The organism is Microcoleus sp. Pol12A5 (assembly GCF_036701435.1).
Lineage (GTDB): Bacteria > Cyanobacteriota > Cyanobacteriia > Cyanobacteriales > Microcoleaceae > Microcoleus.
In genome coordinates this window covers 1-25,634 of record NZ_JAUBQU010000041.1, presented here as the reverse complement: position 1 = coordinate 25,634, position 25,634 = coordinate 1, and the positions used below count along the sequence as shown (strand labels likewise).

Annotated in this window: 21 protein-coding genes; 12 read left to right on the top strand and 9 right to left on the bottom strand. The window is 43.2% G+C overall.

All coding sequences use genetic code 11. The features are described from left to right. Positions 1-113: 113 nt before the first annotated feature. Complete coding sequence (locus QUA45_RS13540) at positions 114-1,400, bottom strand: chemotaxis protein (protein ID WP_333221059.1); 1,287 nt, start codon at positions 1,398-1,400, stop codon at positions 114-116. Positions 1,401-2,031: 631 nt separating this feature from the next. Between QUA45_RS13540 and QUA45_RS13535 the strand changes: the two genes are divergently transcribed. Together QUA45_RS13535 and QUA45_RS13530 are read left to right on the top strand one after the other, a co-directional pair. Next, a complete protein-coding gene (locus QUA45_RS13535) occupies positions 2,032-4,578 on the top strand; it encodes an ATP-binding protein (RefSeq protein WP_333221058.1) in 2,547 nt (848 codons plus the stop codon). Positions 4,579-4,716: 138 nt separating this feature from the next. After that, positions 4,717-5,394 (top strand): N-acetylmannosamine-6-phosphate 2-epimerase, encoded by a 678-nt coding sequence (locus QUA45_RS13530; protein ID WP_333100088.1) that lies wholly within the window; start codon positions 4,717-4,719, stop codon positions 5,392-5,394. A 392-nt stretch (positions 5,395-5,786) separates the two neighbouring features. On the opposite strand, the gene QUA45_RS13525 is transcribed toward QUA45_RS13530, so the two are convergent. Further along, entirely contained in the window at positions 5,787-6,146 is a 360-nt protein-coding gene (locus QUA45_RS13525; protein WP_006635567.1) for a phage holin family protein, read from the bottom strand. A gap of 214 nt (positions 6,147-6,360) precedes the next feature. Here QUA45_RS13525 and mrdA point away from each other — a divergent pair, with 214 nt between their 5' ends. Then, positions 6,361-8,175, top strand: a complete 1,815-nt coding sequence (gene mrdA, locus QUA45_RS13520) for a penicillin-binding protein 2 (protein WP_333100810.1) — start codon at positions 6,361-6,363, stop codon at positions 8,173-8,175. A 97-nt stretch (positions 8,176-8,272) separates the two neighbouring features. On the opposite strand, the gene QUA45_RS13515 is transcribed toward mrdA, so the two are convergent. The 3 genes from QUA45_RS13515 to QUA45_RS13505 all read right to left on the bottom strand — a co-directional run bounded on the left by QUA45_RS13515 (position 8,273) and on the right by QUA45_RS13505 (position 10,221). Next, positions 8,273-8,719, bottom strand: coding sequence for a Uma2 family endonuclease (locus QUA45_RS13515; protein ID WP_333221056.1), 447 nt, complete (start codon positions 8,717-8,719; stop codon positions 8,273-8,275). Continuing rightward, positions 8,713-9,012, bottom strand: a complete 300-nt coding sequence (locus QUA45_RS13510) for a hypothetical protein (protein WP_333100807.1) — start codon at positions 9,010-9,012, stop codon at positions 8,713-8,715. Before QUA45_RS13510 ends, QUA45_RS13515 begins: the two co-directional genes overlap by 7 nt. 177 nt (positions 9,013-9,189) lie before the next feature. Next, positions 9,190-10,221 (bottom strand): hypothetical protein, encoded by a 1,032-nt coding sequence (locus QUA45_RS13505; RefSeq protein WP_333100805.1) that lies wholly within the window; start codon positions 10,219-10,221, stop codon positions 9,190-9,192. A gap of 103 nt (positions 10,222-10,324) precedes the next feature. Between QUA45_RS13505 and QUA45_RS13500 the strand changes: the two genes are divergently transcribed. The 7 genes from QUA45_RS13500 (at position 10,325) to QUA45_RS13470 (ending at position 15,790) form a co-directional block, all read left to right on the top strand. Further along, the gene (locus QUA45_RS13500; RefSeq protein ID WP_333221054.1) at positions 10,325-11,260 is read left to right on the top strand and encodes a metallophosphoesterase; all 936 of its coding nucleotides are present in this window, start codon (positions 10,325-10,327) and stop codon (positions 11,258-11,260) included. A gap of 163 nt (positions 11,261-11,423) precedes the next feature. Beyond that, positions 11,424-12,314 carry a DNA adenine methylase gene (locus tag QUA45_RS13495; RefSeq protein WP_333100803.1) on the top strand — a complete coding sequence of 297 codons (891 nt, stop codon included), beginning with the start codon at positions 11,424-11,426 and terminating at the stop codon, positions 12,312-12,314. 2 nt (positions 12,315-12,316) lie between these two features. Next, complete coding sequence (locus QUA45_RS13490) at positions 12,317-13,609, top strand: type II restriction enzyme (protein ID WP_333221052.1); 1,293 nt, start codon at positions 12,317-12,319, stop codon at positions 13,607-13,609. A 387-nt stretch (positions 13,610-13,996) separates the two neighbouring features. Next, positions 13,997-14,200, top strand: a complete 204-nt coding sequence (locus QUA45_RS13485; protein ID WP_190657763.1) for a DUF751 family protein — start codon at positions 13,997-13,999, stop codon at positions 14,198-14,200. A 343-nt stretch (positions 14,201-14,543) separates the two neighbouring features. Then, complete coding sequence (locus tag QUA45_RS13480) at positions 14,544-14,936, top strand: PadR family transcriptional regulator (RefSeq protein ID WP_293144339.1); 393 nt, start codon at positions 14,544-14,546, stop codon at positions 14,934-14,936. 15 nt (positions 14,937-14,951) lie between these two features. Next, a complete protein-coding gene (locus QUA45_RS13475; RefSeq protein WP_333078057.1) occupies positions 14,952-15,083 on the top strand; it encodes a hypothetical protein in 132 nt (43 codons plus the stop codon). A gap of 173 nt (positions 15,084-15,256) precedes the next feature. Then, on the top strand, positions 15,257-15,790 hold the full coding sequence (locus tag QUA45_RS13470; protein ID WP_333066454.1) for a cofactor assembly of complex C subunit B: 534 nt from the start codon (positions 15,257-15,259) through the stop codon (positions 15,788-15,790). 340 nt (positions 15,791-16,130) lie between these two features. On the opposite strand, the gene QUA45_RS13465 is transcribed toward QUA45_RS13470, so the two are convergent. Next, positions 16,131-16,454, bottom strand: a complete 324-nt coding sequence (locus tag QUA45_RS13465; RefSeq protein ID WP_333066452.1) for a DUF3155 domain-containing protein — start codon at positions 16,452-16,454, stop codon at positions 16,131-16,133. 106 nt (positions 16,455-16,560) lie between these two features. Continuing rightward, the gene (locus QUA45_RS13460; RefSeq protein ID WP_333100800.1) at positions 16,561-16,728 is read right to left on the bottom strand and encodes a hypothetical protein; all 168 of its coding nucleotides are present in this window, start codon (positions 16,726-16,728) and stop codon (positions 16,561-16,563) included. A gap of 121 nt (positions 16,729-16,849) precedes the next feature. Here QUA45_RS13460 and QUA45_RS13455 point away from each other — a divergent pair, with 121 nt between their 5' ends. Continuing rightward, complete coding sequence (locus QUA45_RS13455; protein ID WP_333221050.1) at positions 16,850-18,238, top strand: ATP-binding protein; 1,389 nt, start codon at positions 16,850-16,852, stop codon at positions 18,236-18,238. A 28-nt stretch (positions 18,239-18,266) separates the two neighbouring features. Beyond that, positions 18,267-18,959, top strand: a complete 693-nt coding sequence (locus tag QUA45_RS13450) for a hypothetical protein (RefSeq protein ID WP_333100798.1) — start codon at positions 18,267-18,269, stop codon at positions 18,957-18,959. Positions 18,960-19,507: 548 nt separating this feature from the next. Here QUA45_RS13450 and QUA45_RS13445 read toward each other — a convergent pair. Both QUA45_RS13445 and QUA45_RS13440 read right to left on the bottom strand, forming a co-directional pair. Continuing rightward, complete coding sequence (locus QUA45_RS13445) at positions 19,508-21,043, bottom strand: ATP-binding protein (RefSeq protein WP_333100797.1); 1,536 nt, start codon at positions 21,041-21,043, stop codon at positions 19,508-19,510. A gap of 170 nt (positions 21,044-21,213) precedes the next feature. Continuing rightward, a partial coding sequence (locus tag QUA45_RS13440; protein WP_333221048.1) for an AAA family ATPase occupies positions 21,214-25,634 on the bottom strand: 4,421 nt, incomplete at its 5' end.

The window sequence follows — 25,634 nt, the reverse complement described above, 5'->3', positions numbered from 1 at the left end:
TTCCCCACCTTCAGTATAACAAATAGTATTCTTGAAATAGAATAATTGTAAATTATTATTATGATTTTACTTATTTTCCTCTGGTAATATTTCATTAGATTCGGGCTGGGATTTTATGGCTTTTTGGACTTCAGCGCCTGCTGAATTTTTTGAATCAGATATTGCGAGGAATCTTGATGTTTAACTACGTCTTCCAACTCGGAAACTGCTACTTCGGCGTGTTCTATCTCTTGAACTAAAGAATCAGGGGTAACACTTTTTATCACTCCCAAAGGTTCTTGGATAGCGGTCAATGAATTGAAATTTTTTTCCGCTATTAATTCTTCCAACTCTAGCAGAGCCATTTCTGCGCGATCGATCTTGATCGTCACGGATTTAGCCACATTAGCACCCGCTCTTGCTGCCTCCGTGAGTTCGTGAACTCGAAGTTTAAACCGGCTGGCAATTTGCTCCATTTGAGTCCCCAATTCAAAAGTTTTACTTGCCAGTCTGCCAATTTCTAGACTCACTTTGCTCAGACCGCTGGGCTGACTTCCCATTTGATTGGTAACTACAGCCACCTGTACTGCTAAATACCTGACTTGTTCGATCGCCTCCCGGATGGTTCGAGAAGTGCGGTTAACCGTTTCTAAATCATTAGCTATTGCTTTGCCGACGCCTAAAATTTTATCTGTATTGTTGCAAATAGAATTAGCACCTTGAAAAGTAGCTTGAAACGCTTGGCGACCTTCCGAAGAAATCAGTTTCGCAATCCTCACAAATCGCTGATTCATTTGAGCAATCTCTTCAGCTTGTTTGACCAGTGCTACTTGCTGGGAAGTGGGATGGGTATGAAACTTTTCTGCTTGACGTTGGTGGATTTTCAAAAGCTCGTTACATTCGTGAAACTTAGCCTGCTCTTGTTGAAGTAGCGCCAAATACTTGTGTCTTTCTACTCGGTATTTTTGAATAAGTTTGTTAGCTTGCGCTAACAGTTTAGACTGGGCTATCACCAGAGTATGAACGTCCAAAAGGCGGTGGGTTTGGTCTTCCATTACCACAATAATCGGTTCATAAATCAAGTCTTTGTGCCTGTTGAAAGACGCTTGGACGGCATCATCAACTTTCCAGTTTTCCGAAAGCAGCAAAGGCGGAATTCTAATAAAATCTAACAAGGCTCGAATCGGGTGTGACCCGTAAAGTTCTACGCGATCGGGAAAACTCATTTGCTCTCGAAATTTGACGCGAGAAATCATGCCCAATACCTGTGATTCATGAGTAATAATGACTCCCGGCAGGTCGGGTTCTTGCTCAAATCTTTCAGCCACTACCTGTCCTAGAGTTGCAGCGCTCACTTGGAAGTCGTGACACGGCAGATGTCCGATCGTGAAATCGGGGGTGAGTTGAGTTGGATTGCTCATTTACCCGGATAGTGTTAAGTACAAGTTAACAAATTATATATTAATATTATACTGGAATAAGATTGTTGAAAGTAGTCAACGACCCAGCACGGAAGTGACTGGGCTTGGGGCCTAAAACTTCATTTTCAGTTGACCAGCCTGAGACCTTTGATGTCTAGGTTTTTTGAGTAATGACACCAAGCGGATGCGTAGCTAGTTCCCTGTTCTGTCGTTAAGGGTTAAACATTTTTATTTGGGTTAAGGACGTGCCATTAGGCGAATCAGCTCAGAAAACAAAGGCGCGTGCTAACTTCACCCCAGCAATGGGAGTGGAATTGCTTAGTTTCCATCAACAACCCGGTTCACAAACACAACCAGAAGCGATCGATTATACAGCCGTATCCCTTCCCCCCGTTTCCTCCTACCGCTTTCGCGCTCGTAAAGCGCTGGAGCGCGGGTCACTCGCCCAGAAGAAAGATGAGAACTATAGGGAGAAATTAGCTCTCTGCCTCCGAGGCCTTCTATTAACTACTTTCTGACTACCTTCATCTCAAGTCTCTGGGATCGGCCGCGCCTGCTGTGTCCCAGGTTCTGTCCTCACAACAGGGGGATTCATATTTTGTTCTTTAAAAAAACCGGGAAAATATCTAGATTGAAACCAAAAACCTTAAATCGGACTTTGCCGCTAGCAACCTTTGAGGCTGCTTACCAGTTGTTACAGCAAATGGCTGAAATCCCAGGGGCGATTTGGCTCACCGACGATGCGATCGCTGATTTTCAAAATCGGGAAAATTCGTCTGAAAGGTTTGCAGCATTGGTATCAGAGCATTTTAGCGCGCTGCTGCGGGGTAATCTATTAGATGAGTTCGCAACAAACGGACACAAGCACAGCGAAAAAAATCTCCATTCGCAATTGAATGTGCAGTTGACTTTCGAGCCTAGGGCGATCGCCAATTTCCTGTCTCCCCTCGCAGACAAACTCGCAGAAATAACGGGCGCACCCTCGTGGAAAATTGACATTCGCGCCCTCAAACAAGCAATTAAAAATATACAGACCAACTCGGCCGTTCTTCAAAGCGAATTCACCCTAAATTTGCTGGATATTCTCGCTGCAAATGCCAACCAAAATAATCGCCTGCCCCTACACAGCAAAATAGAAATAGAGGGAAAATCCGCGCCCAAAGTTATAGATCCAGAAACGAGACAGAGCCAGATTGCCGAAGCGGTCAATCAATTACAAATTGTCAGTCCCTGCATTTCATTTTGTCAGCCAGTAGAAGATGCTTTGCAGCAGCAGCTTGAACAAGAGCGACTTTTGAATCAGGTGACAACTCAAATCCGCCAGAGTTTGGAATTGCCTGTAATTTTGTCAAAAGCAGTCGAACGAGTGCGAGAGTTTTTGGAGGTCGATCGCCTGTTAATTTATCAATTTGAAAAAGTACCAGGGCCGCACAACGGCGAGTTAGCTAAAGAAATACCTGCGGCGGTTTCTGGGTCTGGCGAAATCCAAGAAAATTTCCGGTCTTACTTGTATGTAGGTCGCGTTACCTACGAAGCCTTAGCCAACGATGCTATCTCGTCTGTATTGAATTTTAGTGAAGACGCGCAGTGTTTTACCAATGGAGTCATTGACCGAGAGAAATATCGCAAAGGTTTGGCTTTGTGCGTTGCGGATGTGGAAACAACTTACTCTTCGCAGCCTTGTTTTTTAGAGTTGATGCGGCGGGCGAAGGTGCGGGCGAAGTTGCTAGTGCCGATCGTCGTTCAAGACGAGTTGTGGGGACTGCTAATTGCCCACCAGTGTACTTTTCGGGAGTGGGAAGAAAGCAAAAAAACATTTTTGCGACAAATAGCAGAACATTTGGCGATCGCCATTTACCAAGCCGAACTTTATGCAGAAGTCCAGCAGCAAAAGCGCACCTCAGAACAGCGCGTAATAGAGCGAACGCAAGAACTGCACGATGCACTGGTCGCCGCCCAGTCTGCCAGCCTCGCCAAGAGCGAATTTTTAGCAGCTATGAGCCACGAATTGCGGACTCCTCTCACCTGCGTCATCGGCATTTCCGACACGCTGCTGCGGTGGTCTTACGGCAAAGTTGGCAGCAAAGAAGTGCCGGTGCAAAAGCAGCGACAGTACCTGCAAACTATCCGAGACAGCGGCGACCACTTATTAGAATTAATTAACGATATTTTAGATTTATCACAAGTAGAAGCGGGAAAAGCAATATTAAAAATTAGTGAATTTTCACTTTCTAAATTAGCTTCTCAGAGCCTGCACGCCCTCAAAGAAAAAGCTGCCGCTAAAGGCGTGGAACTGCTGCAAGAACAGCGGATAAAACAAGAGTGCGATCGCTTCATTGCTGACCCGCGCCGCTTAAGACAAATTCTCTTCAATCTTTTAGGAAATGCGATTAAGTTTACTCCCAAAGGCGGGCGAGTCATCCTGCGAGTTTGGGTGACAGAAGATAAAAATCGAACGCCGGCATTGCGGCCGCCCGGTACTGCACCTGCTGGCAGTACCGCTGTTTTTCAAATCAAAGATACTGGCATTGGAATTCCAGAAAATCAGCGATCGCTTTTGTTTCAAAAATTCCAGCAGTTGGATTCCCCCTACCGCCGGGAATACGGCGGCACAGGTCTGGGATTGGCTTTAACTAAACAGTTAGTAGAGCTTCACGGCGGCGCGATCGAAGTCAACTCTAAAGTTGATGTCGGCTCTACTTTTACCGTTTTTATACCCCTCCAAACTATAACCAAAGATGAATCGACAAAATTCACCTATGAAAAATCTAATTCATCTTTACCGCTGCATTATTCCTCGCGGGGCAGCCTCGTACTCGTGGAAGAAGATGAAGAAACTGCTATGCTCATTTGCGATATCCTGACAGCAGCAGGACTGCAAGTGGTGTGGATGATTGAAGGTTCGGCGGCGGTGGAACAAATTGAACTTTTGCAACCGAATGCTGTGATTGTCGATATGCGTTTGCCCGGTATGAATGGCTGCGAAATAATTCACCAACTGCGCCAAAAACCCGCTACTGAAAATATCAAGATTCTAGCTTTAAGCACTAATGAAATTCCGCCAGATCAGATATCTTTAGTGACGGCGGGAGCTAACGATTGTTTAGCTAAACCGATTCACCCCGAGCAATTGCTGGACAAAATTATTTCTTTAATGGCTGGGATTGGTAATGGGTAATACAATTTTAGATTTTAGATTTTAGATTTTGGAATGACTTATTGGATATGGGTTGGGATATGGTCTACAGTTACATTCTTTTTTTTAACTGGTATAATTTGTAATTCCCAATTACCAATTCCCCATCCCCAATTCGTCATGATTAATTGTCAAATTCCTACAGGATTAATTGTTTCTTGTCAAGCACCTGCTGATTCGCCGCTGCACGATCCGATCGTAATTGCGGCAATGGCTCGAACCGCCATCAATCGAGGTGCATCGGGCGTGCGGATTGACACTCCGGTTCACATTGCGGCGGTGCGAAAACAGATATCCGCCCCCATAATTGGGATTTGGAAGCAGCAATTGCCGGGATGCGAGATTTACATTACTCCTCGGTTTGAAGACGCGCGGGCGATCGCCACTTCTGGAGCCGATATTATCGCCGTTGATGCTACTCTGAGAAACCGTCCTGCTGGCGGCGAAGACTTAAAGACATTAATCGGGCGAATTCACAGTGAATTGGGCAAATTAGTGATGGCGGATGTAGATACAATAGAAGCTGCGATCGCGGCAGCCGAAGTTGGTGCAGATACTGTAGCAACTACTCTTTTTGGTTATACTGCCCAGACGGAAAATTTTTCGCCGCCGGGATTTGATTTGCTTGCGGAAATGGTAGAAAAGCTTAAGGTTCCCGTTATCTGCGAAGGCGGGATATCGGGGCCGGAAATGGCTAAAAAAGCCTTGGATTTAGGAGCGGTGGCTGTTGTTGTGGGGACAGATATTACTGGGATTGATCTTAAGGTGACCGCCTATAAGTCGCTGATGGGGAAGTAAGTTCGGCAACGGATTGTTTAACGGATGTAACGGATGTAACGGATTGAAGGAAGTTCGGCAACGGATTGTTTAACGGATGTAACGGATTGAAGGAAGTTCGGCAACGGATTGTTTAACGGATATAACGGATGTAATGGATTGAAGGAAGTTCGGCAACGGATTGTTTAACGGATGTTCGGCAACGGATTGTTTAACGGATTGTTTAACGGATGTAACGGATGTAACGGATGTAACGGATGTTCGGCAACGGATTGTTTAACGGATGTAACGGATTGAAGGAAGAAGGGAGAAGAAATATTCGGTGATTTCAATCGCTTGTAGGCACAGGAAACGCGCCAGCTAAGGATGGGAAATATCGGGCGATAGAAATCGCCCTTGATCAGGGGAAGTTGCTAAATTAGTGCGCCATTGATAAAGCTGCTAACTACAGCCAAGGCGATCGCCCCCAGTACCGCGCTCCAAAGGCCCATCCGCAAACTAAATCCTTCAACTAACTTCGCAGCCGAGGCAAAAACAATCACGTTCATTACAAAAGCAAACACGCCGGAAAGCAATCCCAGCGTCAGTAGGTTCGGCACGAAAAAAACTGCTTTGAGAATTGGCAAAATTAAAACATTCAACATTCCCAAAACCGCAGCGGAAATTACTGCTTTCGGTGTGCTGTCAATTTCTACGCCGATCGGCAGTTGAGAAATTAGCAACAAGCTGCTGCCCGTCACGAGCCAAGCAATCAAAAAATCGATCGGTTCCACAGCGCCCCTACCTCCTTAACAGTTAAATTGTCAGAAAAACCTGATATTTAAGGTCTAACTTAATCAACAAATCCGGCTGATTCATCTGCCAATCGATAGAATTTATGTCTGTTACTAAAGAGTTAGAAGTTATAATCCCTGTAGCCTCTGCCAAATCATCCGGATGGGAACCGTCTCAACCTGTTAGTTGAATAAAAAGAGCAGATTAATTAATATGGCTGGCGATTTTTCTTTTAACTCTAAAATCCGATTCGACAAAAATGGCTTGGACAATCCTGCACGGCAACGCAGCCGCTCGCTCCAAGTTATGATTTTTATGCTGTTCGTCACTACCTTGGTGACGCTACCAATATTTCGTCTAGCCGAACTGCAACTGGTACAGGGAGCCTACAACCGACAGCGGGCGGAAAATAACCGCATTCGCCCTGTTTCAGTCCCAGCCAATCGCGGTCAAATTTTAGACCGCAACGGCAAAATTTTTGCGGCCAACCGCGTATCTCGATCGGTATATGTGTGGCCAAAAGAGCGATCGGCCAAGGAGTGGCAAGAGATCGCCGCTACACTGGGCCCGATCGTCAAACTTCCAGCAGCCGAAATTGTCAAAAAAATTGATGCAGTTGGCTACAGATCGGCCCTGCCAGTGCGAATTAGTAAGGATATCGATGTCGGTACTTTCGTGGCATTGGGAGAACAAGCTAATACTTTGCGGGGAGTTGAAATTCGCGTAGAATCGAGCCGAGACAATCCCAACCAGCAATTAGCAGCTCACCTTTTGGGATACGTCGGCGAAGCTAGTTTAGATCAATTAAAAGCTAATCCTGCATACCCGATGGGAATGATCGTCGGTCAAATGGGAGTTGAAAAATTAGCCAATTCAACTTTAGAGGGCGTTTGGGGCAACCGTTTAATCGAGGTGAATGCTAAGGGTGAGGAAATCCAAGATTTAGGTGTAAAAGAGCCTATTCCCGGCAAACCGGTGCAGCTAACTTTAGATTTAGATATGCAGAAAACTGCGGAAAAAGCTTTGGGCGATCGCCTGGGTGCAGTTGTGGCGATCGACGTGAAAACCGGAGCTCTTTTAACAATGGCTAGTTGGCCGACATTTGACCCCAATATTTTCACCCGCAAGGTGACTCAAAAAGAATGGGATCGGCTGCAAGGGCCAGACAAACCATTTTTAAATCGGGCAGTTCAAGGCTATCCAGTCGGCAGCACTTTTAAGATTGTAACTTCTGTAGCCGGGATGGAGTCGGGCAAGTTCTCTCCTGACTCGACTTTGGTAAGTTCTGCTTCAATTAACATCGGCGGAATTTCTTTTAACGAACACGGTGCCGGTTACGGTGTTATCGGTTTCCGCGATGCTCTAGCCTACAGCAGCAATACGTTTTTCTATCAAGTAGGTATGACTGCAGGGCCGGAAGAAATGGCGAAATGGGCTAAAAAAATGGGCATTGGCGGTACTATTAATTTAGATCTTTTGGGGATAGACGGCGCCAATCACGGTCAAGTTCCGATCCCAGCAGAGAAACAGAAAATGTATGGTGAAGATTGGTACGTTGGCGATACAGTAACAATGGCGATCGGTCAGGGTTTGGTACTTTGTACTCCCCTAGAATTGGCTGTGATGGTGTCAACTATTGCCAATGGCGGTTGGCGAGTGCAGCCCCATTTGTTGGCTTCTCAAACCAATACTCCTATAACTCAAAAAATTCCAACAGGTATTAAGCCTGCAACTTTAAACGTCATTAAACAAGGATTGATGGACGTGGTAAAAAAAGGTACAGGCCGCGGCATGAATGACGGTACTATTCCTTTAAGTGCTGGTAAGACTGGGACTGTGGAAATGCCCGGTCATCCTGACAATTCTATGTATGTGGGTTTTGCTCCTGCTGACAAACCTGAAGTTGCGATCGCAGTTATCGTTGAAGGGGGCGGATTTGGTGCAGTCTCGGCGGCACCAATTGCTCTAGACGTATTTAGAACCTATTTTCAAAAGCAGGGTTTTAAACCTACTAATAAGCCTATCTAGTCCTTCGTTAATTGTTAACTGTTGACTGTTGACTGTTTACATTTTGTGCCATACTTCGATCGCACTTTTCCAAGATATCTTGGAAAAGTGCGATCGATCAAAAGTTTTCCCCTACCAATCGTTTCACTTCGACGGTCGATAAATTCATCATTTGCGCCACCTGTTCCCGACTCATTCCAGAATTCAAGACTTGAGTTACGAGCTGGCGCAATGTTAACTCCGCCGCCAGTCGTCCCTGGTTTTCTTCCTTGTGAGTCTTCAAAAACTCACCCGTTTCAGGAACTCTAAACCTCAATTCTCCTGAAATTAGATGCAATTCCAGTCCCAGCACTTCACTGAACAACCACAGCGTATCGAAAGCTATATTGTTGGCTACAATCGGCTCATACTGATTGTTTATTAAACGTACTCCCTGTACAATCGGATTTAGGTAATCTCCCGACGGATCGTACTGAAAATATTCCCTAACTCCCAAAGCCCGATAAATTTCCTGTTTAGTTTCTTGGTCTTTCGTCTGAGTTGTTTCGGAAGTAATTTCTAACACAAAATCGGGAATAATTCCTCTTCTTCCCAAACTTTATAATTATCCCTTTTGCGTTTGGCTACTCCAAACACCACATAAATATCCGGAGCAACAACTGTCTGGTTGTTCCCTTGTTCATAATAAATGAAAGAATTGGCTGACACGTAAACATCAGAACGCTCTTGAAAGTAAAGGTTTACAGCTTCAACGCTGTAAGTCATGTAATCGCGCGTGATGTCGCTTTCAGCCATCGGCTCTCCGTCGCTGCTGGGATATTCAATTTCTACTTGTTCGACTTGAGTTAAAATTGTCATTTTTCAATTTTCCTCAAAGTTAATTAATTTAATGGTGCATTCTGTAGGAGTTGGGAAAAACTCGATATTTCTCAAAAAAATCAACAAAGGTGCGCACTGCGCACCCTACATAATTAGGTTTTGCGTCCTGGACTTTAAGGCTGGTAAAATGGTGTACAGATACAGACTATTTAAATTCTAATTAATTCCTCTGTCTAAAATAATCATTTCAGAACCAACAACCGGACTTCTAGCTATTAACTTACCTTCCATATTCGCAATTTCTAACTTGCTGAAATCGAGTGAGTTAGCCTCCTTCCACATCTTCGTTGCTAGTTGATTTTGCTCAACTTCGCTGAGTTTGTACCAATCTTCAGCGACTTTTACTGTCAAAATGCTGCTGGAAAAATTAGCTTGAACAGACTCAACTAAACCGCCGCCCAGTCGATTCTTAATGTCAGTAATTTGATTTTGAATCGCAGCAATCAGAGACTGTTCCGGCGTCAGCGGCGGCGGTGGGATAACTTCTACTGGTTGCGGTTTTTCTGGAGCCACTAAATCGGGCAACTTGCTTTTGAATTTAGCAGAGATTGGCTCAGATGGTGCGATCGCCTCTGGCGATTTCGGCGTTCCCGGCTCCACAAAATCGCCAAAGGTTGGCGGCGACTGCTGCGCTGCTGGGAGAGGAACTTTTGCTACTTTGTCCGGCGGTTTTGCCGAGAAACTGTTGAAAGTTAAACCCACTGCAACGATTAGAATTGCGGCTAATGCGGCGTTTAAAATTGGATCGGACAGCTTCTCATTGGCAGATGGTGGCAGTAGCGATCGCACTAGCCGCACAATACTTTGCCAAAGTACAACGACTTTCTCTATAAAACTCCCTTCCGTGCGTTGGGATACAGGCTTTTTATCAACTTTTACAGCAACTTTTGGAGGCACGCTGTTAACTTCCGCAGCAACAGTGGGAGGAGTTACTGTTGCTGAGTCAGAAGCGGTGGGGGCGATCGGCTTTTGGGCCTCCAACGGCGGTTCTGCTGCTAATTTTTTCCCTTTTTTTCCCAAATTCCCTATCGAGGCAATCAAAGCTTTGATTCTCTGATTTTTGGGAACCGCGCTGCTGGCATTTTGAGTTTTGCTGCCAGTGGGGGCAGACTTTGCAGCCGAATCAACCTGCGGTGTCGGAGATTGAGAGGGTTCTGGAGTTGACTGGTTTAGTTGTTCTTCTGACATTTTCTCTGCCTTGGGGCGTTGCAAATATATCTAAACGAGATAAATTTTAGTTGAGCCATCTCAACCTTAATTTATCATTTAACTTAGTTGTAACTGAATCAAAATGAGCATCAAACGCCGTCACTTTCTAATTTCAGGCAGTCTCAGCAGCTTAGGTTTTGCCGGAGTCTGGAAAATGTTTCAGCTTCGGACTGCCTGGGATACAGACACCGATGCTGCTGTGGCTTCTAACGTTGAGGCAGAAAGGACGATCGTCCCATTGCCGGCCTCACCGCCTATTTTACGCTTTATTTCGGTGGCCGACACCGGTACCGGCGCTGAAGGTCAGTATGCTGTGGCTGAGGCGATGGCGCAATATCACCGGGAAAACCCTTTTAATGTTGCTGTTCTCGCCGGCGACAATATCTACAATAACGGCGAAATTGAAAAAATTAATGCTGTTTTCGAGCGACCTTATCAGCCGTTATTGCAGCAAAACGTAAAATTTTATGCTTGTCTGGGAAATCACGACATCCGCACTGCTAACGGCGACCCGCAAGTTAAATATGCGGGTTTTAATATGCAAGGTCGCTACTATACTTTTCGGCGCGATCCCGTACAGTTTTTTGCTTTAGATACCAATCACAATGCGGATTGGAAAAATCAGCTTGTTTGGCTGGAAAAAGAGTTGAGTCAAAGCACGGCACCTTGGAAAGTTGTGTTCGGCCACCATCCGATTTATTCCTCTGGCGTCTACGGATCGAATCAATCTTTTATTAAGACTTTCACGCCTTTGTTTCAAAAGTACGGCGTGCAGCTTTATATCAACGGACACGAACACAGTTACGAACGCACTCGCTCGATTAACGGTACGACTTATTTAATTTGCGGGGCCGGCGCGGGCACTCGTCCGGTGAGTCGTTCTGAGTGGACGGAGTATTCTGCTAGCCGCCTGAGTTTTGCGACGTTTGATGTCTATGAAGACCGGATGTTTGTCAGTTCTATCAGTACTGACAAACGGGTTTTTGACCGAGGGGTGATCCAAGTGCGATCGGCTTAATTCAGATTGTTTTCCCAGACATATCAGATGAATAGATTTATGTCAAGGTGCTTTTGTCGCTATATTTAACTGCGACTTACACCTTGAATCGATATCACCATTGCCTCTTGACTTGAACTAAAATTCAACTTACAATAAATTGTTCAGCGTTAGAGGCATCTGAGTGAAAAGCGATACGTTAGTAAGAGGGAAAATTAATCCGTTAGTAAGACCCTTCTTAAAGTGGGCAGGAGGTAAAAGGCAGTTATTGCCAGAAATTGTTAAGTATGTTCCCAAGCCGATAAGCAAACATACATACTATGAACCTTTCATAGGTGGAGGCGCACTCTTGTTTGAGTTACAGCCCCCAAAAGCTGTTATCAATGATAGCAACACAGAACTGATTAACTGCTATAAAGTAATTAGAGACTCATTAGATGAGCTGATCGAGGAATTAAGCAAGGATAAATATACCAATAGCGAAAGGTCTTATTATGGCATGAGAGACTTAGATCGTTCAACGAAAGAATATCAAAATTTGTCGGAAGTGGAAAAAGCAGCACGAATCATTTATCTAAATAAAACCTGCTATAATGGCTTGTTTAGGGTTAATTCCCAAGGTCAGTTTAATGTTCCGTTTGGTAGGTATAAAAACCCAAATATTTTAGATAACGCTGTTTTAAGAGCTGTGAATAAATACTTGAAGAAGCACACTATAGAACTGTTAAATCAGGATTTTGCAAAAGCTATTCAAAGCGCCAAGAAAGGAGATTTTGTTTATTTAGATCCTCCTTACGATCCAGTTTCGGAAACAGCTTCTTTTACTGGATATGATGTGAATGGCTTTAATAGAGACGAACAAGAACGACTAAAAGAAGAGTTTGACGCTTTACATAAAAGAGGTTGCAAGGTAATGCTGAGTAATTCTTGTACGGATTTTATTCTGGATTTGTACAAGGATGATCAGTATACAATCATAAAAGTTAGGGCAACGAGAAGTATCAACTCAAATGCCTTGAAAAGAGGTATGGTTGATGAAGTATTAGTTTTAAATTATGAAATTCCGGCTCAATAAATATGAGTAAAACTAAGAAAACTGCCAACGATAGAGCTTGGGAAACACTATTTGAAACGCATAAAATCTTAGAAGAAGTCGCTCGAAATGGTTGTTTTGAAATAGAAGCGGCTCAAATCAATAAGCAAAGAGAAAGCAGGCTGATGGCAAAGTTCGATCACTTTGTTAATTTGCCACATATATTTCGAGCAAATCATCTATCCATCTTGCCAATTTGTCGCTCAAAATATGTTATAGGTAACTTTGATACACACTTGAAAGTTAAATATGATAGTGAAATTGAAGTGATTCCTTTTGAGTTTCCTCCCGGCATAGAGAGTATAGATTACACAAATTTATCTTCTGAAAGTTCCGCATTGCACTGTGCATTTAATATCGGTATTATAGATGATTTATTCGGCGAACAAACAGCTTATACTGTTTCTGGGAGAATGTCTACAGAGGCCTTTGATTTTAATATTATAAATTCCATCGCTAATAAACTCTATTCAATCAAGGTTAAAAATTCTCAGTGTGAGATAGATGCGGGATTTGAAAGTAACAACTATTTTGTCCTGATCGAAGCTAAAAACTATGCCATCGACGATTTTTTGATTAGACAACTTTACTATCCCTACAGATTGTGGTCAAAAAAAATTGCTAAAAAAGTGATTCCCGTATTGATGACATACTCTAACGACATTTTTAGCTTTTTTATTTATGAATTTAGCAATGATAAAGATTATAACTCTCTCCAACTGATAACACAAAAAAATTATACGATTGCTCCCGAAGAAATACAACGGAGTGATGTCGAGCGGGTATTCAATAATATTAAAGTAATTGAAGAGCCAAAGGTTACATTGCCACAAGCTGATAAATTTGATAGGATAGTAGATTTATTATCATTGTTATTAGAAAGAGATTTAACCACAGATGATATTACTGACAATTATCAATTTAACCGCAGGCAAACTGGCTATTATACTAATGCTGGTGTGTATATTGGACTGATAGAAAAATATAAAAGTTCTATAATAAAAAAACCAATTTTTCGCTTGACAAGTGAAGGAAGGTCAATTTTACATAAAAGACCTAAATTAAAATATCTAGATTTGATTAATAAAATTTTAGAAAAAAAAGTTTTTTATTTAGTATTTGAATTAACCCTTAAACAGGGAGAAATTCCGCCAGAAGATACAATCTGTAAAATAATCTCAGAAAATCGTCCAGATATTAATGATACAACTATAAAAAGGCGTTACTTTACAGTCCAAGGCTGGGTTTCTTGGATTTTGAAGCAAATCCAAGACTAAAATTCGCATAGTGTGATTCTCTGGGTTTTTAATATCTTCAACCTAGTTTTGCCTCCAGGCCATTGCAGAAAGGGACGCGGCAAGACTTGAAAAGGTGCGGAAGCAGACATTTATCTAGAAATAACGGCACTATAATATTTATCACAACTAGAACTCAATAGAAATACTTCAGAAGTTGTCACCGAACTTAGCATTCCGGCATTAAACAGACATCGCCCCATCGATCGGCGAAAAGTTTTCGTTAGAATTATATATGTCAGCCTCAACGGCAAAAATGCCCGATCGCCCGATTGGCAGATTTAGCTCCGGCTGTGCCAAAATTGTCTAACTCGCTCACAAGTGTTACCAGTCAAAGATCGTGCTGTGACACTTTACCCCACCAAGCTCATGCAAGATTTTATTAATAACGTCTCTCGCTACCCGCGCTTTTTCATCACGATATGTCTGGGAATTTTCTTTTTCCTGTTCGAGCGACTCAAACCCCTGCTCGATCGACCGGCAACTGCGATCGCCCTGATTAGTTCGATTGTAGCGACTTTTGTCTTTCTAACTTTTACACTGCGCGCCATGTTAGGCCTGAGTTCGGTTTAAAGCCTGCGCTTGAGCGCAAACATTAACTGCAAATTCAGTTAAAACACTAACTCCCAAAGTAACTGCCAACTCTTGCAGGCGATCGCACACTTGACAATAGTCGCTGCGATAGATTGGAAGAGGAAAAAATTGCGCTAGTTACGGCAGTCCTCCTCAACCAAGGGGCAGGCAAACATTACCGAAGTGCAGGACAAGCCTTTGGGGCCATCAACATTCACTGGGGAAATACTGCACCTCTGTTTCCCCAATGTCCCACTTAATCATTAGGAAGCGGCATCCCCCGCCCCGCTTTCCTCTCCCGTTAACCTGACGGTATCACGAGAGTTTCCAGCGGACAAGACAGATGAAGTTTGAACATATCTATCAATTTTTTCAAGACCCCCCTCCTGTTTATCTAAACAAGGAATTAGCTGTGTGCTACATTCTCTCCGTGTTATTGCGCGGAGATTCCTACGGTACAGAACTGATTGGCCAACTAGAGAGGGAATTCCCCATCTACCGACTTTCGGATACCGTTCTCTACAGCGCTCTGAAATTCCTAGAAGATGAAGCCGTAATCACGGGTTACTGGAAAAAAGTAGAAGGACGCGGCCGCCCCCGCCGGATGTATCAAATCCTCCCTGAGTGGCGGCACCAAGCTCAAGACCTCGCTCGTCTCTGGCACGAGTATATAGGTCAGGGAAACGGCGCGTCAGGGCGTCGGCCCCGCGCCTTAGAAACTGGTCACACAGGTTAGCCGAGTTGGAATCGGATGCCTAAACCCTGGAGATGCTGGCGCTACTTGCAAAGCGATTTGCCTTCCTTGCCTTCGCTTTGCTCGATCGCCCGCCGCACAGCGATTAAAGCAGCTACACTACGTCAGGACTTACGCATTGTCACTTGAGAATTAGCGACGATGGGGAGATATGGGAATTGGGTGATGGAGAGCAAAACACTTTGCTACAAAGCTTTCTGCGAATTTTGATAACAAAGTGTCTGCGTAAGTCCTCGATCGCTTTCGTATGTCAAGTTCTGTAAAGTAATAGTAGAGAATTTCAATTACACAAACTTCTACCGATGGATACTGCTGTTCTTCCTTCAACATTTTTGCTAACGCTACTGCTGGCTGTTGGCTTGTTTTTCTTCATCAAGGCTTCAGTCAAAGAGCGAATCGAACAAGTCAAGCTGGCTTCCGAGAGCGCCCAAGAGTCACTGTTAGCCGACTTACAACAGTATTTTGCCGATAGAGCTTATCGAGTTGCAGCCGTCGATGCCCCCAACTATAAAGTCACGTTTGAGGGTTTTGTGCGGCCGAGTTGGTTTCTAGCTATTTTTCTAACTCTGCTGAGTGCAGGTGGCGCTCTGTGCTTGGGACTGGTTTTGGGAATGCTAGTTCCCCAGCAGGGTCAAATTTTCCTAGCTTTGGTACTGTTGTCCCCGCTGGCGGGGGTATTTTACTGGAAAAAAGCTGGACGCTCTGAGCAAGTCTCGCTCAAACTCGAATCAGTTGCTGAGTCGGGAAGCCAAACCAAGAGCTTTGTTACTGTCCGAGCTCACCGCGATGAACTAGCAGCCATGCAAAAAGCTTTAGATTTAAAACCGCTCGATTAAAAGTTTGACGCGGAGCGTTTTTTGATATGCTAGATGCCGTAGTTAGACTTCGAGCTGACAAACCAATGATTAAAAAGCGGCTCTCTCGTTGGCTGTTTTTTTGATCCACTTGTCCGATCGACAAAACAGTCAAAAAAAAACCATTATCGTGAAAGTGCCAATTGTGGCGATCGCCCTTGGGCTGCGATCACGCCTGTTGCGATGGCTCCTTATACCCTAATTCCTAAGGACTTTTCGCAGAAATTTCAGTTGGCACTCTCCAGACAATGAGAACTGTCGCGCTTTTGTTAAAAGACTTAGAAAAACATTGCTGTCAATGTTTTGAGCTAAACATTTTGAGCTATGCGCGGGCCGCTGACACCACAGGAATTTTTTCTGTGGTAGCTTCCAACATCACCTTTAAGCTGGGAAACAAGAAATGGTTCTCTTCTACGTATTGGGCTCCAAATAAACCTTTTTCAGCCCAGAAGTATCTGTCAGTGGTATGCTCGTTACGCTTGACTAACAGCAAAGCTGGGGGAGCAATGCCTTCTGCATGGATGAACTTGCGAGCCGCTGTTACGGGTTTATCTTCGCCGCTCTCGATGCTATATTGAGGCACACACTCTAAAATTCTGCGTCCTTCTTGTCGGCGGCGACTCTTGCGTTTGCGTCTCCTGGCCAATTTCTTTACCTCCTCTGTGAGCAGACAGTATGAGCAGACAGGTTGTAATGATAGCTACCAAATCCGAGGCCAGTATATCCGTTCTAGCTCAAAAATTCAACTGTTTTTAATATATCGACATAATCTTAACATTCGTGCCGATCGACAAAAGTGTAGCGGTTGTGCTATTGTTGGCCGCAAGTTCCGGCACAAGCCAAGCTTGGGGATCGGTGAAAGCTGCGCCGACGGCGAGGCGGGGCAATAGGGGTTCATGAAAGCCCGATGCCTTCAACATAGCTGCCTTCTATCAAAGGGAAGAAACCTGAAATCTAGAAGTCTCTCATCAGTAATCGGTGGCCGATAATTTGTAATTTACTTAGAATTCCGTTAGATATCTTAATGTGGCGCTCATGTTAATGCCAGCCAGTTCAGAATTTGTCAAACTTTGCCGCTCGCAGGTGGCCATCGCCGTTAGTTTGGGAGCGAAATTCAGCGCGGTATACCTGACACAAGAGTTGGTAGAAGGCAGCGAAGCAAAGTTGGTGCCGATCGCGGTTTACCCAGAAACCTCAGCCGAATCGGAAGAAAATCAGGGGTTGAGGTTGCAATCTTCCGAAAGCTCGACAGTAAAACCAGTACCGCGCCTGCTGGCGCCGCCTGTTCTGCCAGTGGAAGAATCAACGGTAGGGGCGATCGCACCCGAACCGCTTCCGGGTAATGAGCGCAGTTCCCATCAGTGCCAAGGCCCGGAGAATTTGTGGCAGCAGCGGATGCAAATAGTGACGCCTCTGATACACGAGGGAGCTGTAATGGGACTTCTAGTCAGCGGTCGGCAAGACAGGCCTTGGAACGAGCGAGAAGAGGCTCAAATACAACAAATTGCTCGCACCTTAGCCCTAGCCTGCATTTTAGACCAGCGATCGCAGTGGATGCAGCAGGAATTGGGTACGAGTCGGCAAATCCAGGCTCAGGTTTACGACACGATGCACAATTTGCTGCACCAGTTCAAAAGTCCGCTGACAGCGTTGCGAACTTTTGGCAAGCTGTTAGCGCGGCGGCTGGTACCGGAAGACAAAAACCGCAATGTGGCTTTTAGCATTGTCCGAGAGAGCGATCGGCTGCAAGAGTTGCTCGGCCAGTTCGATCGAACTGTTGACACCGGCGAAGCACATCTAAAACTGCGATCGGGGAGCTCAGAAAAAGCCATCTCCAATGTCGAATCAATCCGGCATTCTCCTCTGTCGCTGTCACCTGTGGCCAATTTGGAGGAATCCTGTTTTGTTACAGAAGTCTTAAAACCGCTGTTAACTTCCGCCGAGGCTATCGCATCTGAAAGGAATCTGAAATTGGTAGCTGACATTGCGGCTGATTTGCCGCCAGTCTCAGCGAACGATCGAGCTTTGCGCGAGGTTTTGAGCAATTTAATTGACAATGCTTTGAAATATACCCCTGCCGGCCGCCAAATTTATATTAAAGTAAGGTATAAAGCAGCGGATGGCGATCGGGCAGGATACAGCCAATTGCCTGCCATAGCAGTTGCCGTCAGCGACACAGGTTCCGGCATTCCTCCCCAGGATTTAGAGCATTTATTTGAGCGGCACTACCGGGGAGAAAAAGCGCAGACCGAAATTCCTGGCACAGGATTGGGTTTGGCGATCGCCCGCGATTTAGTCCGCCAAATGCAAGGAGAAATAGAAGTATTTTCCCCACTCAATCCTGAATGGCTACCCTTTACAGAAACTAATTTATTATATCCAACGGATCGTGGCACTACCTTTGTGGTTTGGCTACCAGTGAATAATTAACGAACTCTATTGCTTAGAGACATTTTTTATGAAGCATCTGCCTTTATTCGATAAACTTCCCAAGTTATCAAATTCTTTAAAAGTTTTCAAGAAACACTTTTTTGGTGTACCGCTTTTAGCTTTTTTTAACATTCTGACTATTGGGATTTTGGGCGGGCTGAGCGTATATGCCAAATTCAACAACAAGGGACGCGGACTTGAACGCCTATTTAGCGATCCTTTTAATTTCTGGTTGCCTTACGACGGAATTCTAACCGGAGTTTCCGAAGTTACCGGGTGCCTCTCAGTCGCAATTTGTGCATTTACGTTCGGAGTGTTGCGACAAAAAGAGCCGCAGAGTCGAGCGGCGATATTCTTATTTTTTAGTGCTTTACTCCTGGGAGTCCTTTACCTGGATGACAGGTTTCGGATGACTTTGATTATGTCTCGGTTGGGAATATCTAAGAAATTAATTTATTTGTGTTATGGTAGTGCTGTTTTCCTTTACCTAGTTAAGTTTTTGCGATACATCAAAACCACTCCTTACCTGCCATTAGTTGCAGCATTCATCTTGTTTGCTATCTCGCGGTTGGAGGATATTTTACACAATGAAAATCAAGGACTACACGCGATGTTAGAAGATGGTACTAAATTATTAGCTCTTGTGAATTTAGCCCTGTATTTTTGGTACGTATGTCATCAAGAAATCTGGCGGCATTTACGGCAAAGCGAAGAGCGTTGATCGGCTGGATTAAATTACTATACAAAAAGCCGTTTCTGAATTAGGGTATCACTAAGCAACGCCGACGATCGCATAAAACCAAAATAATTTCTTTGATTTTGATATGGAATTGGAATATCGGCAACTTTGGGAACGGTGAACTAATAATCGATCCAACGGAGTATCTGAGCCTTTGTTCAGATTTAGAGTAGCCAAAGTTTTTTCGTTTGACTGAGTAAAATAATGTCTTCATATTGTATTTTTTCCGTCAAGTCTTTTCCTGTAATTTGTGCTCATAATTTTACTTGAATCAGCACTAAAACTTCGGTCAACTTTCCAGCAATCTGTCACATAAAATAGCACTTCCATTGATTAAGAATAACCCAAAGTGGTTCAAAAGTTTTAGCACTAAATCAACCGTATTGCATCAAGTCCCCACCCATGAAAAAGGGGGGGGACTTGATGCGGGAAAAAATTCTGTCAGAATTCCGATTAATGAGGAATTAGCAATTACCCTATTCTCCTGCAACTGAAAACCGATATACGATCAATTCAGCCAGATAAGTTTTCTAGGCATTCGCTACGGTGGCGAGCTTAGTGGATTTACAGATTGTCGGCAGATCAATAATAAACTGGGTTCCCTGCTCAGGCGTAGAAATACACTCTAATTGACCGCAGTGTTTTTCTATCAGAATTTTTCTGCTGATGGACAATCCCATGCCTGTACCTTTTCCTATGGGCTTAGTAGTAAAAAAGGGAGTGAAAAGTTTAGCACGAACTTTCTCTGTCATGCCCACACCATTATCAGAAATTGTTACCAGGATGTGGGAAGCTGAGCTAATGTTGTCATGCGAATTGCCGGGTACCACTTCAGTACGAATCAAAATCTGGGGTTTAAAAACTGCACCATCTTCTCTACTTACCCGCTCTTCTAAAGCATCTATAGCATTCGCTAAAAGGTTCATAAACACCTGATTGAGCTGACCGGCATAACAGTTCACAAGCGGCAATGCACCATAGTCTTTTATCACATTAATAGCAGGCCGATCAGACTTAGCCTTTAGTCTGTGCTGTAAGATCAGCAAAGTGCTATTAATGCCTTCGTGGATATCTACTGATTTAATTTCAGTTTCATCCAACCGCGAAAAATTGCGTAGAGAGTGAACAATATTGCGAATGCGTTCGATCCCTAACTGCATGGAAGAAAGCAATTTTGGTAAATCATCTATGATAAATGGTAACTCTGCATCTTCTATTTCATGAACAATTTCTGCTTCTGGTTGCGGGTAATACCGTTGGTAAAGATTCAACATATTAATGAGTTCTTTAATATAGTCGTTGGCGTGGGAGAGATTGCCGTAAATAAAGTTAACCGGATTGTTGATTTCATGAGCGACACCTGCAACTAATTGACCGAGACTAGACATTTTTTCACTTTGAACTAACTGGAGTTGTGTTTCTTGCAGTTCTTTGACAAAATGTTCTAAGGCAATAGATTTTTGGTATTCTTTTTCTTGACTGATACGGAGTGCTTTCTCTACTTGTTTGCGACGCTCTATTTCCGACTGCAAATTCTGACTTAGAGAAAAACTTCTCAAAGCTGTTAGCATCGTAGTGTATAGCTTTGATGTCGTTAATTCAGTTTTAGTTTTATAGTCATTAATATCGTAATTGATAATAATGTTTTTTTCAGGTACTTGTCCGGGTTGACCCGTGCGTAAAATAATTCGCACTAACTGATTGCCTAAAACTTCTCGGACATATTTAACAAAGTTTAAGCCAGCATCATCTGTTTCCATAATTACATCAAGTAAGATGATGGCAACATCAGGATTTTCTTGGATTAGCTGTTTAGCTTCCCGAGCGGAGTAAGCATTAATGAAGGTTAAAGATTTATTTTCAAAGACAAACTTCCTTAGTGAAATTTCGGTAGCTGTGTGAACTTGAGCCTCATCATCTACAACTAAAACTTTCCAACTTTCAGTCAGCTTTTCTTTTATAGTTTCATCTGCAAAAAAAATTTCATCATTGGAGTCGATTGCTTCGGCAAAGAATACTGTTTCTGCAGATGATTTAGTTGACAAATCGTCAAAATCACTTTTCATTGCTGTACACCTTTATTTTTTACTAATGTTTAGATTTGAAGTTAGAAAACCTGTTAAGAAAAAGGCACACGAGAGAAGAGTTACACAGCAACCTTTTCAGTCATCCTTATTTTATTTTTAATGAGGTGGACTTACTTAGTTATCTTTGCCAGGAAATCGGAATTGGAACTCTACATTTGTGAATCTATTTGCATGGGTAATTTAATAATAAACTTGGTTCCTCTTCCCAACTCACTTAGACATTCAATTTCACCTTTGAGTTTTTGAGTGACTAAATTGTAAACAATATGTAACCCTAACCCACTGCCACCTTGACCGCGCTTAGTGGTAAAGAATGGCTCAAAAATTTTACTTAAGTTTTCTGGGGGAATACCTTTACCTCGATCGGCGTATTCAAACCTTAGCCGATTACCTTCTTGCTCCCAAGCAAAGAGTAGTTCCCCAGAAATCCCTGGTTCGTAGGCATGAATCAGAGAATTGATCAGCAAGTTTGTCACAACTTGGGACAAGGCTCCTGGATAAGAATCGATAGCAATTTTGCTATCTCCCTTAATTTTAAGCGAATGTTGGCTATTTTTCAACTTGGGTTTTAATTGTAATAAAATTTCATCAAGATAAGGTCTGATCTGGAAAGTACGCCGTTCTTCGCTAGAGCGATCGACTGCTACTTGCTTAAAGCTTTGAATCAAGGCTGCCGCTCGATCTAGGTTAATTAGAAGTGCCTTACTGCTTTGGGTAGCAATATCGACAAATTCTTCTAAATCCGAGCGCTTCATTTTGCCACTTTTATAAATAGATGCAAATTCGGTGGTATTTTCTGCTAAAGCTGAAGCAACAGTGACACCCACTCCGATGGGAGTATTAATTTCATGAGCAACACCAGCAACTAATCCTCCCAGAGATGCCATTTTTTCAGATTCGACTAGCTGAGTTTGGGTGGCTTTTAAAGCCTCTAGGGTGTTCGATAATTGTTGAGTACGATCGCTCACTAATTGCTCTAAGTTTTGATTAAACTCCTGTAAATTTTTGTAAAGTTGAGCATTCTCAATAGAAATAGCAATTTGGGCAGATAACAGTTTTAACAATTCTAGGCGATCGGTAGTAAAAGCGCCTTCAATCAGGTTATTTTCCAAATAAAGAAGGCCAGTCAGCTTACCTTGGTGCAGCAGAGGAGTACAAAGAATAGACTTCGGTTGAGTGGCTGCAATATAAGGATCGCGGGTAAATTGTCCTTCAAGAGCGGCATTATTTAACACCACATTTTCCTGAGTGCGAATCACATAATTGGCGATCGCACAAGCCAGCAAAGGAGTGGTCCCAGAAGCTGCTGTGGGATTGAGAGGAAGCGATCGCAGCACGCTAACTTCATCCTCCTTCACCGAACCTTCCGCCTCAATCGCCCAGTTTCCCCCTTTTTCTAAAATCAAAAAACCTTTTTGGGCTCCCGCATTCTCGATCGCAATTTTCATCAATCTTTCCAGCAACCTACTCAAAACAATTTCACCCGAAATCGCTTGCGAAGCTTTCATCACAGTAGTTAAATCTAAAGTCTCCCCCAAATTACTGCTAGTAGTCGCCGTCGTAGTTCGGTTAACTTTAGTTTGAGTAGTCGTCTTCCCTGAAGTTCTCGCGATTAATTGAGGATATTTTTCCTCCAAACTCTCAACTTTACGTTTAGCACCCCAGTATTGGTAGCCATAGTGAGCTTTAGTCAAATAGATTTGGGCAAATTCTTCTTTATCCTTCCCCAACCAAAATTTAGCAGCCAGCTCCGCCGCCAGCGCTTCATTCTGAATAAAATCATCCTCTCTAGCCTGAGCTATCGCGCGATCGTACAAATCCATCGCCTCCAAATCTCGACCTGAAATCCTCGCCATTTCTGCCGCCACTAGCGAGAATTTATGTGCGAAACTTTCCCAGCAGTTATCCGCCCAAATTTTAATTTGTTTCTGATTAGCTTCTAATTGCTCCCAATAATCTTTTCGCTGCGATTCAGAAACCTCTGAATACAGAGCCGTTAAGATCAGACAACGGTAAAAATGATGGTGAGCGCTTGAAATATGACCCATCAAATAATCGAGCAGTTCAGCAGCGCGCTCCGATGCTTCTAGCGCCTCACTATACAGTCCGTAAAGATATAAATTCTGCGCTTTTAAAACATAAAACTCGCACAGTGCCGCCATACTTTTACGGCTGTGAAAATTTTCTAAATGCTGTTTTTCGCTAACATCATCCTCTTCGCCCATCAAATTTAAAATTGCTGACTTATTAGCAATAATTATATCAATCGCCCATAAATTTTTAGTTTGCTCGCAAAAATGGAGCGACTTGGCAATATCTTCCAAGAGATTATTCAAATTCATACCTTGGAAGAAATAGGTAATAGTTTGAAACATCCGGTTATAACCCGTCCATTGCAAATTGCCCGATTGCAAGCCAAATTTATAACCTTCATTATTAATTTCCGCCGTAGTTTTGAGCGGTCTCACCCAGCAGTTTAAGTAATTGGCAAAGATCACACTATCTTGGCAGTTTTGAGACAAGTTATTGGAATTTTCGCTGAGAGTCAGAGCGAGTCTGCCAAACTCATAAGCCGATTGGTAATCCCCTAAAATTGAATTTAGGATAATTCCATAACACGAATAGCAGTAAGACCCTCCCGCTACAAAACCGTACTTAAGAGAAAGGTTGATCGCTTTGATTACAGTCAACTTCCACAACTCTTGAGATGAAAAGAACGTTAGCGGCCCCATATTGCCCAATAATTTCATTGCCATTTGTTGAGCCGGATCTTTCATCTTTTCTGCATTAACTAAGGAAGCAATTTCTTGGTTTGCCAAATTGGCTTGAGCTGCCGCCATTTCCGCATTTACCGCTTCGCTTAAATTATCTTCAGCCAAGTCAATGCCCAGCAATTTAAGGGCTTTTAATCCAGATTGAACTGCTGATTCATATTTACTTAACAGAGTGTACTGCACGATCAAAATGTTGTAAATTTCCGCTTGTTCTAGCTCAGATTTTGCCCGGGCAAATGCCAGTTCTATTAAAGCTTCTGATTCTTCAAAATTGCCGTTTAAATATTCGGCCTCTGCCAGCTCCTTATGAAAGGTAAAAGCTAGTTCGTAGGATTCTTGCCAAATATCGCCCGGTAAAATTTCTCGACCGATTTTTAAGTAGTCTCTGGCAGCAGCATAAGCCGTTGCATCTTTGGCTTTGCGAGCGGCTGTTAAATTTAAAATAGCTAGTTCAGTTTTCTCGTTATCATCAATGATTAAAATCCGACCCGAATTCAAATGATCGACTATTTCAAAAATTCTTTCGGCTCGTCGCTCCGGAGCAATATTTGCCAGTAACAGGCGACCAATTTGTAGGTGAATTGCGGTTTGCAACTTTGAGTCAATCAAAGCGTAACCTGACTGCTGCACGCGGTCATGCAAAAACTTATAATTAGTAATTACCAAGTCGGAATTAATGATTTCTGATTCGGTAGCACCTAACTCAGAAGTAGTTAGAATCAATCCTTCTTGGATGGCTGGCAATAGTTCTTGAAACGTGGCTCCCCAAGATTTCTCATTAATAATTGAGAGAGTTTTTAAGTCAAAACTATTACCGACGCAAGCAGCCAAGCGCAAAACTTGCTGAGTTGATTCTGGCAGTTTTTTCAATTTACCAATCATCAATTCAATGACGTTATCAGTAATACCTACTGATTCAATTTCTGAAATATTCCAATCCCAGTTTCTTTGTTGGAAGTTAAATCTCAGCAGGCTTTCTTGATAAAGAGTTTTGAGAAACTGATTGACAAAAAAAGGATTACCTTGAGTTTTATTGAGCACTAACTCTGCTAAGGGGAGCGCTGATTCTGTGTCTTTACGAACGGTATCAGCAATTAAGTTACTTATCTGCTGAAGGTGTAAAGGAGCTAAAGTAATTCGCTCGATTCTTGCCCCTTGATTTGGCAGCTCATCCAAGGTCATTATTAAAGGATGAGATGGGTTAACTTCGTTGTCTCGATAAGCACCAATTAGAAATAGATATTGCGTTTGCTCATCTGCCATCATTACTTGTAGCAATTTCAATGTAGCGGCATCAGCCCATTGTAAATCGTCGAGAAAGATGACTAAGGGATAGTCAACTGAACAAAACACGCGGATGAATTTTTGAAATACTAAATTAAACCGGTTTTGTGCTTCTGTAGCGCTTAATTCTTGTACGGCCGGCTGTTTGCCAATGATTAATTCTATTTCAGGAATGACATCGACAATTATTTGACTATTAGTGCCAATAGCTGCTAAAAGTTTTGATTTCCAGGTATTGAGTTGATTTTCGCTTTCTGTTAAGAGTTGCTTGACTAATGATTGAAATGCTTTAACAACTGCCGCGTAAGGGATGTTTCGTTGAAATTGGTCGAATTTTCCGGCAATAAAATAACCTCTGGCTTTAGTAATTGGTTTATAGACTTCTTGTACTAGGGCGGATTTTCCAATGCCCGAGTAACCGGATACTAGCATCATTTCGGTGCTGCCTCTGCTGACTCGCTCAAAGGCTGCTAATAATGTTTCAACTTCTGTTTCTCTGCCGTAGAGTTTTT